We start from the raw sequence: 16,010 nt of genomic DNA, 5'->3' as shown, positions 1-16,010 counted from the left end.
TATCGCCCCTAAGAGGGGCAGCAACCCGCCGCTCTGGCCGCGCTGCCAGGTGTGCACGTTTCCTTATCGCCCCTAAGAGGGGCAGCAACCCTGAAGTACAGGCGGCGCCGGACCGATGCCTTGCCCCTTCCTTCATTCCCAAGTGGTTGGCGATCTCCTGGGGTGAAGAAGTGTCAACGGCTCTCGAGAGGCCGCCCACGTTGAAGCGCGAACGTGATGGGCAACTGGGGGAGAGGTAGACGCCGTGCTCCCTGTCTATCGCAGAGACCGCCGGGATCCCGTGGAACGCTTGCGCGGCATGCGCCCTGCCCGGATGGGCCGCTAAGACTTTGCTGCTCGCCGAGGGTGAACTTCCTTTCCTTGTGAAAAGGAGGACTGTCGCAGTCGGCGCGGGTTGTCCTGGCGATGGTGGTGATGCCTGCGTGAGCGTTCACCCAGCACAGGCGGCACGGCGGAAGCCACCGCGAGCCCAGGGCGGGGAACCCTGCTCGAGTCTCGGCTGATGCGTGGCAAGACCAGTCGGGGCCTTCTCCAGCACGGTTTCCCTCTCGTCCTCCCAGTCCAGCTCCACCGCGGGATGTCCCACGCTCGCCACACACCGTCTGCCGAACCCGGCCGTGCCTTGCCATAGACCTGCGCGCAGAGGGAAGCGTGACACGCCGGACTTGGGGATCTCCGCTCCTGTTTCTTACTCCGTGCAGTAGGTCGACTTCCCGGAGTGTCCGCTATGAACAGCAGGTGAACGATCGGAACCGCCGTGCTGGCAGGGGAAGCAGCACCACCGTCTTCCGCAATGCCCGTTTTTGCTGTGAAAGATCCTGATACGCACCCTGTGCCGGATCACAAAGTCATATTCACTGTTTGCGGGGTTGCTGTTCACCCAGGTGTAGGGAAGTCCCATTACTGTCGATGGCCCCTGACCGGTTTTCGGGACCGGATGCGGGGGTTGTGTGTCCTCTTCTTCTCTTCCCGATCCTGGAGCCCAGCCTGTGAGCGTTGTCGCCGTCATACCCGCACGAGGAGGATCCAAGGGGGTCCCCCTGAAGAACCTCGCCAGAGTAGGCGGCCGCCCTCTGGTGGCGCGCGCAGTGGACGCTTGCCGCCGCGCCGACCTCGTCGACATGGTGGTTGTCTCCACCGACCATGACGGCATCGCCGCAGTCGCCCGCGACGCCGGGGCCACCGTGGTGGAACGCCCTGCCGACCTGGGCGCGGACACCGCGTCCTCCGAGTCGGTGCTGCTGCACGCCCTCGACCGGCTCACGGAAGACGGCATCAACCCGCAGATCCTGGTCTTCGTCCAGTGCACCAGCCCGTTCATCGACCCCGCTGACCTGGACGACGCGGTGCGGCAGGTCCGCGACGACCTGGCCGACTCGGTGTTCTCCGCCGTGGAAACCTACGAGTTCCTGTGGCACATCACCCCCGATGGGGCACGCGGGGTCAACCATGACCACACGTACCGGCCGCGCCGCCAGGACCGCGCCCCGCATTACCGGGAGACCGGAGCGTTCTACGTGCTGCGTGTCTCCGGTTTCCGCGAGCACCAGCACCGGTTCTTCGGCCGTATCGCCGTGCAGCAGGTCAACCCCGCCCACGCGGTGGAAGTGGACTCGGTCGAGGAACTGGACCTGGCCTGCGCGGTCGCCCGTGCACTGGACCGGGAAGAACCGTTGGACGTCGACGCCGTGGTCACCGATTTCGACGGTGTGCACACCGACGACCGCGTCTACGTGGACCAGGACGGACGTGAAACGGTGGTGGTGAACCGCGGTGACGGTATGGGGGTGAGCCTGCTCCTTAAGGCAGGTATCCGCGTGTGCATTCTCTCCACCGAGGTCAACTCGGTGGTGCGGGCGCGTGCACGAAAACTAGGTGTCCCTGTGATGCACGGGCTGAGCGACAAGCGCACAGCCCTGCTCCAGTGGATGGCCGACGAAGGGCTCGACCCAGCCCGCGTCGCCTACGTCGGAAACGACGTGAATGACCTCGGTTGCCTGGCCGAGGTCGGATGGCCGATCGCGGTCCCGGACTCCCATCCGGATGTCCTCGCCGCGGCCCGGCTTGTTCTGACCCGTCCCGGAGGCTCCGGGGCGGTCCGCGAGATCTGTGAACGCGTCCTCGCGGCACGCAAAGGATAGGTAGCCATGACCCAGAACGCAACGACCGACCTCAGCGTGTCTGTTCCGGCTCCCGTAGCGATCGGTGACATTCTGGTCGGACCCGGCCAGCCCACCTACGTCATCGGCGAGATCGGAATCAACCACAACGGCGACGTGGACATTGCGCGCCAGTTGATCGAGGTCGCGGCGGAAGCCGGATGTCACGCTGTCAAGTTCCAGAAGCGGACACCTGAGATCTGTGTCCCCAAGGAACAGCGGGACAAGATACGGCAGACCCCGTGGGGCGAGATGACCTACCTGGAGTACAAGCACCGGGTGGAGTTCGGCCGGGACGAGTACACCGAGATCGCGAAGATCTGCGAGGAGAACGGTCTCCAGTGGTTCGCGTCCCCGTGGGATGTGCCGTCGGTGGAGTTCCTGGAGTCGTTCGACGTGGTCGCCCACAAGGTGGCTTCCGCGTCGATCACCGACCACGAACTGCTGCGGGCGCTGGCCGCAACTGGAAAGCCGATCATCCTGTCGACGGGCATGTCGACGATTGAGGAGATCGACGCGGCGGTGGAGATCTTCGACCGCAGCAAGCTGATCCTCATGCACTCCACCTCCACCTATCCGATGCCGCCGGAGGAGGCGAACCTGCGGACGATCATCACGCTGCGGGAGCGCTACGGGGTGCCGGTCGGCTATTCGGGGCACGAGCGTGGCCTGCAGATTTCGTTGGCCGCGGTCACGTTGGGCGCGGTGGCGGTGGAACGGCACATCACGTTAGACCGCACCATGTGGGGGTCGGACCACGCCGCCTCGCTGGAGCCCGCGGGGCTGCAGCACCTGGTCCGGGACATCCGGGTGATTGAGCAGGCGCTCGGCGACGGTGTGAAGCGCGTCTTCCCGGGGGAGGAGGAGCCCCGGAAACGGCTGCGCCGCACCACCGCGTGAGCCGGCACGGTGCTGTCGTGTTCGGGAGGCTGCGGCCTCCCGAACATTCCCGTTTTCGTTTCTGCTGGGGGCTCGTGAGTGACCACTCTGTCGGTCATCATTCCGGTGCGTGACGTTGCACCGTTGATCGCGGACACGCTGGAAAGCCTGCGGCGCAACGCACGGCCTGACTTCGAGTTCATCGTTGTGGACGACGCTTCTTCCGACGCCACCCCTGAGGTGGTGGAAGATTCGGGGGTGCCGGGGCTGACCCTGCTCCGTTCCGAGCGGTCGCTGGGGCCGTCCGCGGCCCGCAACCGGGGACTGGCGGTGGCGCAGGGCCAGTATGTCGCTTTTCTCGACGGCGACGACTGGCTGGCTCCCGGATATTTGGCGGACGCGGTCGAGGCGATCGCGGACCTGGGGGTCGACTTCATCAAAACCGACCATGTCAAAGTCACGGGGAAGGCCCGCAGCAGGGCGCGGGTCCCTGAAGGGCGGCGTGGGGTGGCGCTTCCCGCACGCTCCGGTATCCCCCCGGAGCATGCGACCACCATGGTCGACTATCCCAACGTGTGGTCCGGTGTCTACGACCGGCGCTTGTACGAGCAGGGCCTGCTCTCCTTCGACGAGGACTTGCACACCGCTGAAGACCGGTTGTGGACGTGGCGGCTGCACTTGCACGCCGACACGTTTGCGGCTGTCCCCCTGGTCGGGGTGTTCTACCGGCGGGAGGTCCCCCAGTCGCTGACTCAGGCAGGGGACGAGCGGCAGTTGCAGTTCTTCGACGCCCACGACCGGATCCGCGCGGAACTGGAGTCCCTGCCTGACGGGGAACGCTATCTTCCTAAGCTCATCCGCACCTACTGTGCGTTGATTGCCTTCCACCTTGACCGGGAGGACCGGTTGGCTCCGCGGGTGCGGCGACAACTGCGGTCGCGGGCTGCTGCGGCGCTGAGCGCTATGCCGCCGCGTCTTCTCGCCCGGGTGCTGCCCGCTTTGGGGGCGGAACGCGAACAGCTTCTCGCGGAACTGGTCGACCTGGAAACGGTGGTGGCCTGACCTGATGGCGCAGCTTTTCGTCGCCAGCACGTTTTTCGGTGCGATGTCGCTTGCTGCCGCGTTGGACGCGGGCCAGTTCGGTGCGGCAGACCAGCGGCGCATCCTCGTGGTGTCGAACAATGCGCTCGTGCCCGAGGTGGTTCCGCCGTTGGATGCCGCCCCCGGGTTTGATGTGCTGCGGTCGCGTTTCGGGGAGGTGGTGTCCTGGAACGAGCTGCTGTGGCCGTTCCACCCGTCCACATGGCAGCCGCGACAGCAGGAGCGGCCGCTTCTGAACCGGCTGCTGCGCCATTACTGGGATCTGGCGGAGGACGAGCCGCTGCACCTGGTGGTGGAGTCCATTCAAGTGCCGCCGGCGCGGGCGTTCGCTTCCGTGTTCGACGATGCCGCGATCACCGTGTACTCCGACGGGTTGATGAGCTACGGCCCGACCCGGGAGTCGCCGCCGCGCGAGGTCGCCACCCGTATCGACCGGGTCCTCTACCTTGACCTGGTGCCCGGGGTGGAGCCGCTGCTGCTCAGCGAGTACGGGGTTGCGCGCCGCACGATCAGCGGTGAAGCGTTTCGTGCCGTGGTGGCCGAGGTAGCGAAAGCTGTGGACGGGGTGGGGGAACGCACGGCGTGGGCGGGGGCGCCGCTCCTGCTCGGCCAGTATCTTGCGGCGCTCAACTTTCTTACCGCGGCTGAGGAGGATGCGCTGCACGCGCGCATGCTGCGCGGGGTGGCTGCCCAAGGCCACCGCACAGTGCTGTTCAAACCGCACCCGTCAACCACAGCGCGCACGTTCCGGACGTTGCACGCCACCGCTGAACAGCAGGGGGTGCAACTGGTGGTGCTCGACGAGCCGGTGCCCGTGGAAGTGTGGTACGAGGTGCTGCGCCCGGCTCTCGTGGTAGGTGTGTTCTCTACGGGGTTGAGTACCGCGTCCCGCTACTACGGTCTGCCAGTGGCGACCGTGGGCACGGAACTGCTGCTGGATCGGATCACCCCGTATCAGAACAGCAACCGGATTCCGGTGACGCTCGCCGACGCCACGATGCCGCGGCTGGCCGAGGACGGTACCGTGCACCCGCCGCGGATCACCGCCGACCGGGTAGCGGAGGAGCTGCTGCCGCTGCTGGTGGCGGTGGGCTACTGCATGCAGAACAGCGTGTACTCGCATCTGCGGGACGAGGCCGTAGCGTATCTGTCCCGCGGGCTTGACGAGGTGACGCGCCGCTATTTCAAGAAGCGGCGGCTCACCGCGCTGCGGCTGCCCGGCGCTGCCCCCGCCAAGCCGCGCTCGCTGCCTTGGCTGGCTGCCCGGGTGCGCCGCCTGCGGGGACGGTCCTGACGTGGGCTGCCGCGGGCCGCAGCACGGTTAGGCGACGAGCGCGTAGCCGACGGCGAGCGATCCGGTGAGGGACACGGCCCCCACCACCCATTCCGGCCAGGTTCCGGTACGAAACCGCATCCACCGGGGCACGCCGAGCATGGCCCAGCGGCGGCCGTTGACGGTGAACGGCCAGGCGAGGGGAACTCCCGAGGAGGTGAGCGCGTCTCCTAGGGAGTGGACGATCATGCCGAGGGCGACGACGGCGCCGACGATCCACCCGGGCGGGTGGTTGTCCCACGCGGTCAGGAACAGTGCGGCCACGCAGAGCGCGCCGAGGGCCGCGCCCGGCCACGAGCCGAGCGCGGTACGCAGTCCCCGCCACGCGACTTTGCGGAGCGCGCGGAGGCCGAGAAAAGCCAGGAACCATGCGGTGACCAGGGTCGCCCACCAGGACAGGTGGCAGAGCAGGCCGATCACTGCGCCGACTGCGGCCGCGAAGACGGGGGTGTGGCCTAGGTGGCGGTGTTCCCCGTCGGAGCGGTCGGCTGGGGTTCGGGTGCGCCGGTAGACGGCGAGCGACAGGGCGCGCATTCCCCGGGACAGCAGGCCGGTGACGAACCCTTGGGAGCGGGTGGCGGTCGAGGAGGGATGGTCGAGGTCGGGGACTAAGGCCGAGCCCGCGCCGAGTAACGCCCACGCCAGCAGGCCCATGGGGGTGGGAGGGGTGCCCGCGGCGGCAGCGAGCGGAGCAGCGACAGCGACTCCGACCAGGACTCCGGTGGTCGCATGGCTGAAGCCCATCATCGTGGTGGACTCCCGTTCTCCAATTGTTGGGGGGACGGGCCATGTCCTACCCCATTGCGCGGGAGCCGATATTTACTGCTGTCCCGGTGGGGGGAGGACTCCCTGTCCGAAAAACGGGCGCCCCCTGGACCGCCAGTGCGCTGGGTGGGGAACCGCGGCTGCCCACGGGTCCGCTAGGTGGACGACTGTTCGGCCCGGTCGTGGTGCACCGGTTGCGCCGCGGGTTTCTTCGCGGGGGTGAGCAGGCGGCGGACTCGTTTGAGGCGTTTCCGGAACCGGCCGATCGTACGCAGCGCACCCGGTGGCACTTCCATGCGCAGCCGTCCCCGGCGGCGCCGCGCCACGTCTTTGGGACTGGTGAGCAGTGGGGGCCGTACTGGCAGCCCTTCCGTGCGGGCGCGTGCCACGAGCGCGCTCAACCGCGGCACCCAGTCGTTGTCGGCCGCGTCGTGGAAATAGTTCGCCGCACACCACTGCGGGTCCGGTTTCCGGAATTCGGCTGTGCGCAGATCTTCCAGGGTGCCGAGGGTGCCGCTGTCTTCGAACACCAGGTTGATCATTTCTGCGGATACGCCGAAGTCCGACAGGATCAGCAGCGGCACGTCGTAGGCGATCGCTTCGAGCGCGGCCGTGGAGCTGACCGTGACGAAACCGACGGCGTGCGCGAGCTGTTCCCGCATCGACCCGTCCGCGAACGTGACCGCGTCGGCGGGCACTTCCCCGGCCGCCACCAGGTTCTGCCACAGGGTTTCGTAGTGGTGGCGTTCCCGGTGGGTCTGCTGTTCGTGGGCGCGGGCCCGCAGTTTGACGACGACTTCCAGGTCGGGGCGGCGGGCCGCAAGGTCGGCGAGGGCACGCAGGATCGCTTCACGTTCTTCCCGTTCCACGGGCACTTTCGCCTGGGTGGCGAAGACGACGCGGTTGCGCGGCGCTTCCCTGGGAGCAGCCGGTGCGGGGAGGGCCGGGGCAGGGTTGTGGGGGAGGAACGGCAGGGTGGCGAGCCCGACTTCCCCGGTCACCCCCAGCTGTTCGCCCAATTCCCGGAACTCGGCTGCTTCCCGGTGGCTGTGCACGATGAACAAGTCGACGGGGGCGCGGTATAGCCACGCTTTCTCCGTGGCTGGAACAGACACCCCGGGCAGGCCGGAGACGAAGACCGGGCGCGGGGTGAGCCCGGCGAGCACGTCGTTGATGAGCAAGTCGACCACGGGGCCGGTGCACGCGGTCACCACCACGTCGGGGCGGGTGCGGCGTACGGCGCGGCGCAGCGCCGTGGCGGACAGCACGGGCGGCAGCGCAGCGCTCGCGCGGGTGCTTTCGAGCGCGCCCCGCATCTGGGTGGGGGAGGGGGCGATCGGGGTGCGGGCCACTGCGAGTTCCCCGGACCAGTCAGGGGGAAGGGCGTCGACGAGGCACGCCGCCCATTTCAGGTAGGAGTCGGAGTCGGCGATCGCCATGACGTGCACGGGTCCACGGTTGGTCACGACGGGTCCTTCGGATGTGTGACGAATGTGCTCAAGTGGGCTCGCAGACTGGGGGTGGCCTGGTCGGTCCACCACGTTTCCGGGATCGGTACCGCGCTGACCGTGGTGCCGTTCCGTTCCAGCAGAACGCGGAGCGAGGTCACGGCCGTGGACGGCAGGCTCACCACTTCGTGCCGGGCGGCTAGTCCGCGCAAGGCCAGTTCGGCGGGGAGGCCCTGGTCGGCGACCCGCAGGCGAGGGTGGGCGCGCAGGACTGCCAGGGTGCGGTCGTCTTCCCGCCGGTGCGGGTAGTAGAGGAGCGGTGCCTGCTCGGCTTGGTGCGTCACCCACGCCAGGTAGGGCTCGGCGTGGATGAGGCCGTCGCAGACCATTGCCGTGCCGAGCACCACGCGGTTTTCCTCGGGCAGGGTCCCGCCTGGCAGGGACCGCAGCCAGGGGAAGTCGTGCGTGATGATGCGGATGCCGACCGCGGTGGCTTCGTCGACTAGACGGTCGGGCAGCGGGAGCATGGTGAACACGGTGACCCGTCCGGTGCGTGCCGCCGCGCGGATCTTCCGTGCCGCTGCCAGGCCGAGGAGGCGGCGGGGCAGGGTGGAGCGCACGCGGGCCCGCTCCAGCGGGACTGCGGTGCGGCGGCTGAGCAGGCGGAGCAGGTGGAGGGTGGCGAGCCCGTCGTCCACGATGACGTAGTGGCGGGCGCGGCTGCCGAGCAGGGAGCGCTGCACTTGTCCGGAGAACGCGTCCCCGATGAACCAGACCCCGGACCCGCTGTGGTGCGGGGCCAGGCTGGGGACGGCGGGCAGGACGGTGAGCCCGTCGGGAAGATCGGTCTCGGCCAGTGCGGTGACCGTGTCCGCGAGGGACGGGGATCCGGCGCGGGGCAGGACCTGCGTGTGCTGGGCGAAGGCACCGGTGTGGTGGGCTTCGACCACGGACAGGAGTTGCAGCGGGGTTTCCACCCAGGCCATAGCGGTGGTGGTGCTGTCCGCACGGTCCGGGCAGAACGCGGGAGACGAGGAGTTCTTCACGATGCCGACCTGTCGTCCCGGTATGTCGACACCGGGGGAGAGAAAGGAAAGGAGGGCGGCACGCAGAGTACTCATCGTGGGTTAACGGGATCCAGGGTCGGGTGAACGGAAGACCAACGGGTGGTGTGGTCGTGGTGGTCTGCCGTGGTGGCGGCCGGCTGCTGGGCCACGGTGGCGATGATGATGCGGCCTTGGCCGGAGGCGAGCACGGGGCCGGTGCGGGCGCTGAGGAAGGCGGATTCTCCGCGGGCCAGGGCGAGGTTGCCTCCGCTGGGTGCGTGGAGTTCCACGGCGCCTTCGACGACGAGGGCGATGGCGGGGCCTTCGGGAAGCCACACCGCTTTCTCCCTGGGTTCGGCGACGATGAGCGCGAAGTCGTCGATGTCGGGCCGGTATTCGATCAGGCCGTCCCGCACCACGGGTTCCACGTAGGGGATGGGCAGCATGCTGTAGTCGAGCACCTTGAGGAGTTCCTCAGGGTCGACGTGTTTGGTGGTGAGGCCTGCGCGGAGCACGTTGTCGGAGGTGGCCATCACTTCCACGGCGACCCCGTGCAGGTAGGCGTGGACGTTGCCCGCGGGCAGGAACAGGGCTTGCCCTGGGGACAGCACCACGTGGTTGAGGAGGAGCGCTGCAATGGCCCCCGGGTCGCCGGGGTAGCGTTCCGCGAGGTCGAGCACGGCCCGCAGGTGGCGGGAGGGCGCTGTGGCGCGTTCCGCGAGTTCTTCCGCGGTTTCGGTGACCAGGGTGGCGCGCTGGTCAGCGGGCAGGGTGAGCAGCCGGGTCATGGCGGAGCGCAGTGCCGCGGACGGATCGGCTGCGGTCAGGTCGGCGTGGAGTGCCTGTGCCAGCGGGGTGGTGAGGCCGGCGAGGTCGGCCGCTGAGGCGGCCGGGGAGCGGAACCCGCAGAGGGCTTCGAATTCGCCGAGCGCCATGACGAGTTCTGGTTTGTGGTTGGGATCCCGGTAGTTGCGGTGCGGCGCGTCGATGGGAATCCCGGCGGCTTCTTCTGCGGCGAATCCGGCTTGGGCGCGTTCCTTGTCGGGGTGGGCCTGCAGCGACAGGGGTTGGGCGACGGCGAGGAATTTCAGGAGGAAGGGCAGGCGTTTGTTGAAGCTGCGCGCCACTTCTGTGCCGAGTGTTGTGACCGGGTCGGACGCGATCATCGCGTCGAGTCCGATCGGTTCCGTGCCGCCACTGGCGATCGTGCTGGGGGCACTGGGGTGGGCACCCAGCCACAGTTCGGCTTGGGGTTGCCCGTTGGGTTCAATTCCGAGCAGCCTAGGGATCTCGGTGGTGGATCCCCACGCGTACTGCCGAACGTGGTTGGCGAGTCGCCACATGGTCAGTCCCTCCGTGAGGCGGAACGGTGCGCCCTCGAACTCGGTTCACCAGGACGCGGTAGCCGCCACGCTAACCCCGACAAGACGGTGAAAACCGTGATCAGAGGGGTGTTCCCCCTGAATTTCGTCCTCGCGCCAGCAAGATTTAACTCGCTAGTAGGGAATCTGTAGGTTAGGCCAGGATCGTATGAAGTGGGCCACTTTTGTCCAGCAGTGAGCCTTGTGTGATCGTTGGCGCGGTTTCTTGGCGAGCGGTCCCGGGCCTGTACTCCACTGCCAGGCGCCGTGGAGGACCCGCGACGCTCCTCGCTGCTTGGGCGAGAGGACGCGGCTGGGCTCACAGGGTCCTCCTTCCGGCTGGGCACGCTCACCCCAGAGTCTCGTGACTTTCTGTTGTTGTATGCTTACAGTTCTGCGGCTCTTCGATGGGCATACCTTGTTCCTCCGGTTTCACACCCCCTGTGTGTTTCTCGGGCGGGGCCCGCCCAGCGGGAAGCGCCCATGGTGGGGCTGCTGCGGGTCGGAGCAGCCTGTCCCAGACGGCTGTGCGGCCGGGGCTCATGGGCAGAGCCTGTCGAGCGAGACCGGTTTTTTCCCGATCTGGCGGCCAGGGCTGTCGGGGGACGGTGACGGCTGCTTGGCGGTGTCGGCAGGGCCGTGGTCTTCGCCGTTGCTGCGGATCGCCCTGTCGACGAGTGTGCGGATCTCCGTCCAGTCGGGGTGCGCGGTGGTGACCTGGGGCGGGGAAAGCTGCAGGGTGTGCATGCGCGCTTGGGAGACCCGCCTGGCCAGGTCGACGAGGGCAGGCAGGTGGGAAGGGGGAATGTCGCTGGTGAGGGTGCGCTGTGTGGCGTCGGCGAGTTCGTCGAAGCGGCGCAGCACTGTCACCGGGTTGGTCTGCTCCGCGACGTATTTCAACAGGCAGCCTTGGCGGCCCATGCGGGCGTAGTCGTCGCTGTCTGTGCGGCTGCGGCTGTACCACAGCGCTTCTTTGCCGCTCATGCGCCGCTCCCCTGGTTCGAGCAGGCCTTCGCCGCGGCGGCCGTAGCGGATGGGTTCTTCCACGGGGACGACCACGCCGCCGATCGCGTCGATGAGGTCCGCGAACCCGCGGAGGTCCACGAGAGCGTAGTAGTCGATGGAGATGCCGAGTGCGTGCCCGATGACGTGCTTCAGCGTGTCCGCGGCTGGATCGGGCGCGTCGGGGTTGATGGCCAGCTCCTCGGGTTCTTCAGCCACCGTCTGGTAGACCTCGTTGAGCAGGTCGTCGAATCCGTAGGGCTCCGGGTAGCGTTCCGCGAGCGCTGTGCCTTCGGGGAACGGCACGTTTTCCAGGTTGCGGGGCACGCTGATGAGGACCGTGTCCCCGCTGTCGATGTCGATGTTGGCCACGATCATCGTGTCGGTGCGCAGCCCGTACCGGTTGTCGCCGGCGTCGCCGCCGAGGAGCAGGACGTTGATATGGGAGCGGTGGGGCCACGGGGTGTCGGCGGCAGCCTGGGACGCCGGTTCGGCGGGGGCGAGCACGCTGGTCAGCGTGCTGTGCAGGGTGACGGCGGTGCGGACGACGAACGCGAACGGCACGATGAGCGCGGTGCACAGGACGGTGACCAGTACCGCGCCTACGGCCCGGGACCCCCAGCGTTCGGGGCGCGGCCGGGTGAGCTGCCAGGACCGGATGATGATGCTCGACCACAGGGTGGCGAGGGCTACGGCGCCGATGGCGACCGCTTCCACCCAGTAGGGCTGGGCAGCCAGCCACGCCTGCCAGGACAGGTCGCTGCGCAGTTGGTAGAAGGCCGCACCGGCGGCGGTGGCGAGCAGGAGGAATCCTCCGAGGATGCCGGCTCCTGCGGCGCGTTTCCCAGCGCGCAGGTGGGCGAGGCCGGGCAGGAGGGCCGAAGCGCTCGTCCATAATGCGGCGCGCGCGGTCGCCCAGAACCGTGGGCGCCGCCCGCCTTCCGCTGGATATGCCATGGTCAACCACCCCCACGCATCCGTGGGGAGGCATCTAACCGGGAAACACGGCGACCACTCGGCGCCCTACCTTCCTTTTCGTGGTGAGTTGCGGAATTTTTGGCTTTTGCTGTGGAAAGTCAGGAAAACGGGGTTCGAGGGGAGAAGGGAAACGCCAGAGGGGCGGGGTAAGTATGCCTTGGGCCTACCTGGTTCAGCAGAGTGAACAGCGCAGATGCCGAGGAACCGGAACGTAGCGGGCCTTTCCGGGTGGTGGGGAAAACCGCTGTGTGCTGCAGCGGAAGCTGTTGTGAGAAGAGGATGGTGCGGGCCGCGGCGGCTGCGGTAGGAAAGGAATCGGCAATGGCAGGGCACGGGCCCTCGTTTCCAGGGGGTGTGTGCGGCGGGACGGGGTTTCCGCGCGGCCGCACCTGCCTCGGGTCCGGCGCTTCGCTGAGGACAGCGCCGCCCATGTCCCGTCGGTGCGTGTGAGGGTGCGGGCTGCGCCATCGCCTGCCGTAGCGGGGTTCGCGTAGCCGTCCGAGAGGGGTCGAGGGGCCTCGGCTGCCGCAGTGGATACGTGGGGAAGTCGGAGTCAAGAACATCCACAGGTGTCGCCCTAGCCTGTGGATAACTTGTGGATATCTATCTGCAGAATTTTTTTCATGCACAGCCCGTGGACAGAGTTTTTGCAGCTCAGAGGCTGTGATTAGAGGGTGGGGAAAAGTTATCCACAGGTTGCGTGCACAGGTTATCCACAACTAGACGCCAGTCATCCACAGGATGTCCCCAGGTTTATCCACAGGTTGTCTTTGCGACCGTCTCGTGAAGTGGCGAGAATCCTGGTTCGGGCATGTCACGTTCAGGCGTGAAGTCAGCCGGGGGGAGCCATGAGCGTCGACCATTCAGTCGAGGAAGTGGGGTATGACCGGACCCCGCCCCACGACATCATGGCCGAGCAGTGCGTCCTCGGCGGCATGCTGCTGTCCAAAGAAGCCATCATCCAGGTAGTGGAGATCCTCAGCTCCTCCGACTTCTACCGCCCAGCCCACCAGACCATCTACGACACGATCGTGGACCTGTTCGCCCGAGGCGAGCCGGTGGATGCGATCTCCGTCCACGCGGAACTCACCAAACGGGGAGAGATCGCGCGGGTGGGCGGCGCTCCCTACCTGCACACGCTCACCGACACCGTCCCCACCGCAGCGAACGCCGGATACTACGCGCGGATCGTCGCCGACCGCGCCGTGCTACGCCGCCTGGTCGAGGCGGGCACCCGCATCGCGCAGCTCGGCTACTCGGGAGACGGGGACGTCGACGACCTTGTCGACCAAGCCCAAGCCGAGATCTTCAAAGTCGCGGAACGGCGCACCAGCGAAGACTATCTGCCGCTCAGCGACATCATGCCGGGAGCGCTCGACGAGCTCGAAGCAATCGCCTCCCACGACGACACCCTGACCGGGGTCCCCACCGGGTTCACCGACTTCGACGCCCTCTCCAACGGGCTGCACCCCGGACAGATGATCATCATCGCGGCCCGTCCCGCGGTGGGAAAGTCCACTCTCGCCCTGGATTTCGCCCGCTCTGCAGCAATCAAACACCAGTTGACCACGGTGTTCTTCAGCTTGGAGATGGGGCGCAACGAGATCGTCATGCGGCTCCTCTCGGCGGAAGCGCGCGTGCCCCTGCACACTATGCGCTCGGGAATGATGACCGACGAGGACTGGGCCCGGCTGGCGCGGCGGATGGGCGAGGTCGCGGGAGCGCCGCTGTTCATCGACGATTCCCCGAACCTGACGATGATGGAGATCCGGGCCAAGTGCCGTCGGCTGAAACAGCAGCACGACCTGAAACTCGTCATCGTCGACTACCTCCAACTGCTGAGCTCCCACGGCCGGGTGGAGAGCCGCCAGCAGGAGGTTTCCGAGATGTCCCGCTCGCTCAAGCTGCTCGCTAAGGAGCTTGAGGTTCCCGTCGTCGCCCTGTCCCAGCTCAACCGCGGCCCAGAACAGCGCACCGACAAGAAACCGCAGATCAGCGACCTGCGGGAGTCGGGTTCCATCGAGCAGGACGCCGACATGGTCATCCTGCTCTACCGCGAGGACGTGCACGAGAAAGAGTCGCCGCGGGCCGGGGAAGCCGACCTCATCGTGGCCAAGCACCGCAACGGCCCCACCGCCACGGTGACCGTGGCGTTCCAAGGGCACTACAGCCGGTTCGTCGACATGGCACCGGGGTAACAGGCGCCCCACCAGCAGGTCTCACTGGCAGGCGTCGCTAACGGGTGAGGGACCGACCAGCGTCTGGTCGGTCCCTCACCCGCTCAGGCGAACAATCTCAGATCCACCGCGCCTGAGGACGCAGACGGCCAGTGCTGTCCGGCAGCAAAACCCACGTCAGCTTCGGCCGTGTGTCGAGGGTCTCCGTGTCCGCAGTGTCCCGCTGCTGCGGCAGAAGGGTGGTGCTGTGCCGCAGAGAAGTCATCCGACGGGTCGGCCGATGGCGGCGTCGAGTCTGGGCGGGGCGGGTGGTCGATGGCGCCTTGCTTGCTCGCCAAGCCATGACATCACCCCCTCATTCAACTAGACGATGACCCAAGTTAACCTTCTGTTCACCTTGAAGTCAAATAGACCTTCCTTGCCGTGGGAACGGCAGCAAAAGTTGTGGGGCCCCGCGCTCGCGCGAGGCCCCACAACTCACGAGGGGTGGATCGTAATGGTGAGTGGGTCACTCACTTGTCGGGGAAGATGAGGCCCACCACTTCGAGATAAAGCTGCTCCGGGTAGGGGATGAAGTCGATCTTGCTGAGAGCCTGGTCCTGACCGGCCGACTCCATGACGAACGTGCCGTAGCCCAGCAAGCGGCCCAACAGGGTGCGTTCAAAGCGCATGTCGGTGACCTTGCCCAGCGGCATCATGTTGACCTGCCGGGTGATCAGGCCGTTCGTGCCCAACAGGCGCGCCGACGTGATGACGAAGTAGTCGACCGACCACTCGGCGACCTTCCATACGAACCACACCAGCACCAGCAGCCACAGCCACCAGATGATGGCCAGCATGGCCCCGCTCGTCACGAACGAGATGTTGCTCAGAATCCCCGCGGCGATCAGACTGCCCAGCACGATCGCCGTCGGCCCCAACAGGACAGCAGGGTGTCGGCGGACCGTGATGACCTGCTGCTCGTGGGGGAGCAGGTAGCGGTTAACCGACGCGGGCGCCGAGTCGCCCGGTGTCACCAGCTTCATCCGGGCTCACGCCCCTCACAACAAGATGGTGTTGACGAACGTGGAGAGCGAGTTGGCGGCTCCGCCCAGCCCGGCGAAGATGTTCAGAACCAGAGTGCCCACCGTGGCCGGCTGAGTCAGCAGGTAGAAGATGGCAAAGGCAATGAGGGCGTAACCCAGCCATTTTTTCAATTTCGGCGGCATGAACGCACTCCCCACTAGAGCGAAGACCCACTAACCCACAACGATTGTTACACCAGTGCTGGGACACGTAAAGACAATAGGAAGCTCTGGCGTGCCGTTCCAGGTCAGAAGGTTAGGGTCGGACCTTCGTCCGATATTTGGTCAGCGCTGCTCCGCCAGGGCCAAGGCGAGAACTTTCAGGTGCTGCCGCGCAATCCGCTCCACGAGCTCCGGAGTGGCGTAGCCGACCACGTCCTCCGCCCCGTTCCGGGCCGCGGTGACGCAGCGGGACACGATCGATTCCGGGTGCACGTCCTTGAACTCGGCGCTGAGTCGCGTGACAACGGGGGCGAGGTCGCGCGAGAGCGCGTCATGGGTCTGGGACATGTCACTCCTCGGGACGGCAGAGAGCGGTCGTGGTGCTCCGATCTCTTTGTGAGCTCCGGCGCAGTCCAGAGCGGGCGGGGCACCTTCCCGCAGGCGCGGGATTGTGCCGACCACCGAGCGCCCGATCAGGGACCGGGGGGATGAGTGGTGGAGATCACGGTTTTTCGGTTGGGGTTGTGCGGAGAAT

Annotated in this window: 13 protein-coding genes; 5 read left to right on the top strand and 8 right to left on the bottom strand. The window is 67.0% G+C overall.

Annotated elements, in window-relative coordinates; all coding sequences use genetic code 11:
* Window positions 1-950: 950 nt before the first annotated feature.
* From TF1_RS16510 to TF1_RS10420, 4 genes are all read left to right on the top strand, one after another.
* Window positions 951-2,141 (top strand): acylneuraminate cytidylyltransferase, encoded by a 1,191-nt coding sequence (locus TF1_RS16510; protein ID WP_340147992.1) that lies wholly within the window; start codon window positions 951-953, stop codon window positions 2,139-2,141.
* A 6-nt stretch (window positions 2,142-2,147) separates the two neighbouring features.
* On the top strand, window positions 2,148-3,059 hold the full coding sequence (locus TF1_RS16505) for an N-acetylneuraminate synthase family protein (protein ID WP_011290459.1): 912 nt from the start codon (window positions 2,148-2,150) through the stop codon (window positions 3,057-3,059).
* A 78-nt stretch (window positions 3,060-3,137) separates the two neighbouring features.
* Complete coding sequence (locus tag TF1_RS10425) at window positions 3,138-4,100, top strand: glycosyltransferase family 2 protein (RefSeq protein ID WP_011290460.1); 963 nt, start codon at window positions 3,138-3,140, stop codon at window positions 4,098-4,100.
* Between the two features lie 4 nt (window positions 4,101-4,104).
* Window positions 4,105-5,433 carry a polysialyltransferase family glycosyltransferase gene (locus TF1_RS10420; protein ID WP_011290461.1) on the top strand — a complete coding sequence of 443 codons (1,329 nt, stop codon included), beginning with the start codon at window positions 4,105-4,107 and terminating at the stop codon, window positions 5,431-5,433.
* A gap of 27 nt (window positions 5,434-5,460) precedes the next feature.
* Here TF1_RS10420 and TF1_RS10415 read toward each other — a convergent pair whose 3' ends face one another.
* From TF1_RS10415 to TF1_RS10395, 5 genes are all read right to left on the bottom strand, one after another.
* On the bottom strand, window positions 5,461-6,219 hold the full coding sequence (locus TF1_RS10415) for a metal-dependent hydrolase (RefSeq protein WP_038042994.1): 759 nt from the start codon (window positions 6,217-6,219) through the stop codon (window positions 5,461-5,463).
* A 173-nt stretch (window positions 6,220-6,392) separates the two neighbouring features.
* Window positions 6,393-7,703: a DUF6716 putative glycosyltransferase gene (locus TF1_RS10410; RefSeq protein ID WP_061783851.1), complete on the bottom strand. Its 1,311-nt coding sequence runs from the start codon at window positions 7,701-7,703 to the stop codon at window positions 6,393-6,395.
* Window positions 7,700-8,806: a hypothetical protein gene (locus tag TF1_RS10405; RefSeq protein WP_227480965.1), complete on the bottom strand. Its 1,107-nt coding sequence runs from the start codon at window positions 8,804-8,806 to the stop codon at window positions 7,700-7,702. Before TF1_RS10405 ends, TF1_RS10410 begins: the two co-directional genes overlap by 4 nt.
* Window positions 8,803-10,074, bottom strand: coding sequence for a mannose-6-phosphate isomerase, class I (manA, locus tag TF1_RS10400; protein ID WP_011290465.1), 1,272 nt, complete (start codon window positions 10,072-10,074; stop codon window positions 8,803-8,805). Before manA ends, TF1_RS10405 begins: the two co-directional genes overlap by 4 nt.
* A gap of 558 nt (window positions 10,075-10,632) precedes the next feature.
* Window positions 10,633-12,051 carry an LCP family protein gene (locus tag TF1_RS10395; protein WP_011290466.1) on the bottom strand — a complete coding sequence of 473 codons (1,419 nt, stop codon included), beginning with the start codon at window positions 12,049-12,051 and terminating at the stop codon, window positions 10,633-10,635.
* Between the two features lie 869 nt (window positions 12,052-12,920).
* Here TF1_RS10395 and dnaB point away from each other — a divergent pair.
* Window positions 12,921-14,270, top strand: coding sequence for a replicative DNA helicase (gene dnaB, locus TF1_RS10390; RefSeq protein ID WP_011290468.1), 1,350 nt, complete (start codon window positions 12,921-12,923; stop codon window positions 14,268-14,270).
* A gap of 491 nt (window positions 14,271-14,761) precedes the next feature.
* Here dnaB and TF1_RS10385 read toward each other — a convergent pair whose 3' ends face one another.
* The 3 genes from TF1_RS10385 to TF1_RS10380 form a co-directional block, all read right to left on the bottom strand.
* Window positions 14,762-15,274: a PH domain-containing protein gene (locus tag TF1_RS10385; RefSeq protein ID WP_061783850.1), complete on the bottom strand. Its 513-nt coding sequence runs from the start codon at window positions 15,272-15,274 to the stop codon at window positions 14,762-14,764.
* A gap of 15 nt (window positions 15,275-15,289) precedes the next feature.
* Window positions 15,290-15,457 (bottom strand): hypothetical protein, encoded by a 168-nt coding sequence (locus TF1_RS16245; protein ID WP_011290470.1) that lies wholly within the window; start codon window positions 15,455-15,457, stop codon window positions 15,290-15,292.
* A gap of 141 nt (window positions 15,458-15,598) precedes the next feature.
* Window positions 15,599-15,823 carry a hypothetical protein gene (locus TF1_RS10380; RefSeq protein ID WP_011290471.1) on the bottom strand — a complete coding sequence of 75 codons (225 nt, stop codon included), beginning with the start codon at window positions 15,821-15,823 and terminating at the stop codon, window positions 15,599-15,601.
* Window positions 15,824-16,010 lie beyond the last annotated feature (187 nt).

It is taken from the genome of Thermobifida fusca NBRC 14071 = JCM 3263 (assembly GCF_001592045.1).
Classification (GTDB): domain Bacteria; phylum Actinomycetota; class Actinomycetes; order Streptosporangiales; family Streptosporangiaceae; genus Thermobifida; species Thermobifida fusca.
The sequence above is the reverse complement of the archived record's forward strand: the minus strand, read 5'-3'. Positions and strand labels throughout refer to the sequence as shown.

Coding starts and splice junctions, on each gene's coding strand:
- TF1_RS16505 (WP_011290459.1), top strand. CDS start 2,148: ATGACCCAGAACGCAACGACCGACCTCAGCGTGTCTGTTCCGGCTCCC.
- TF1_RS10380 (WP_011290471.1), bottom strand. CDS start 15,823: ATGTCCCAGACCCATGACGCGCTCTCGCGCGACCTCGCCCCCGTTGTC.
- dnaB (WP_011290468.1), top strand. CDS start 12,921: ATGAGCGTCGACCATTCAGTCGAGGAAGTGGGGTATGACCGGACCCCG.
- TF1_RS10420 (WP_011290461.1), top strand. CDS start 4,105: ATGGCGCAGCTTTTCGTCGCCAGCACGTTTTTCGGTGCGATGTCGCTT.
- TF1_RS10395 (WP_011290466.1), bottom strand. CDS start 12,051: ATGGCATATCCAGCGGAAGGCGGGCGGCGCCCACGGTTCTGGGCGACC.
- TF1_RS16245 (WP_011290470.1), bottom strand. CDS start 15,457: ATGCCGCCGAAATTGAAAAAATGGCTGGGTTACGCCCTCATTGCCTTT.
- manA (WP_011290465.1), bottom strand. CDS start 10,074: ATGTGGCGACTCGCCAACCACGTTCGGCAGTACGCGTGGGGATCCACC.
- TF1_RS10405 (WP_227480965.1), bottom strand. CDS start 8,806: ATGAGTACTCTGCGTGCCGCCCTCCTTTCCTTTCTCTCCCCCGGTGTC.
- TF1_RS10385 (WP_061783850.1), bottom strand. CDS start 15,274: ATGAAGCTGGTGACACCGGGCGACTCGGCGCCCGCGTCGGTTAACCGC.
- TF1_RS10415 (WP_038042994.1), bottom strand. CDS start 6,219: ATGATGGGCTTCAGCCATGCGACCACCGGAGTCCTGGTCGGAGTCGCT.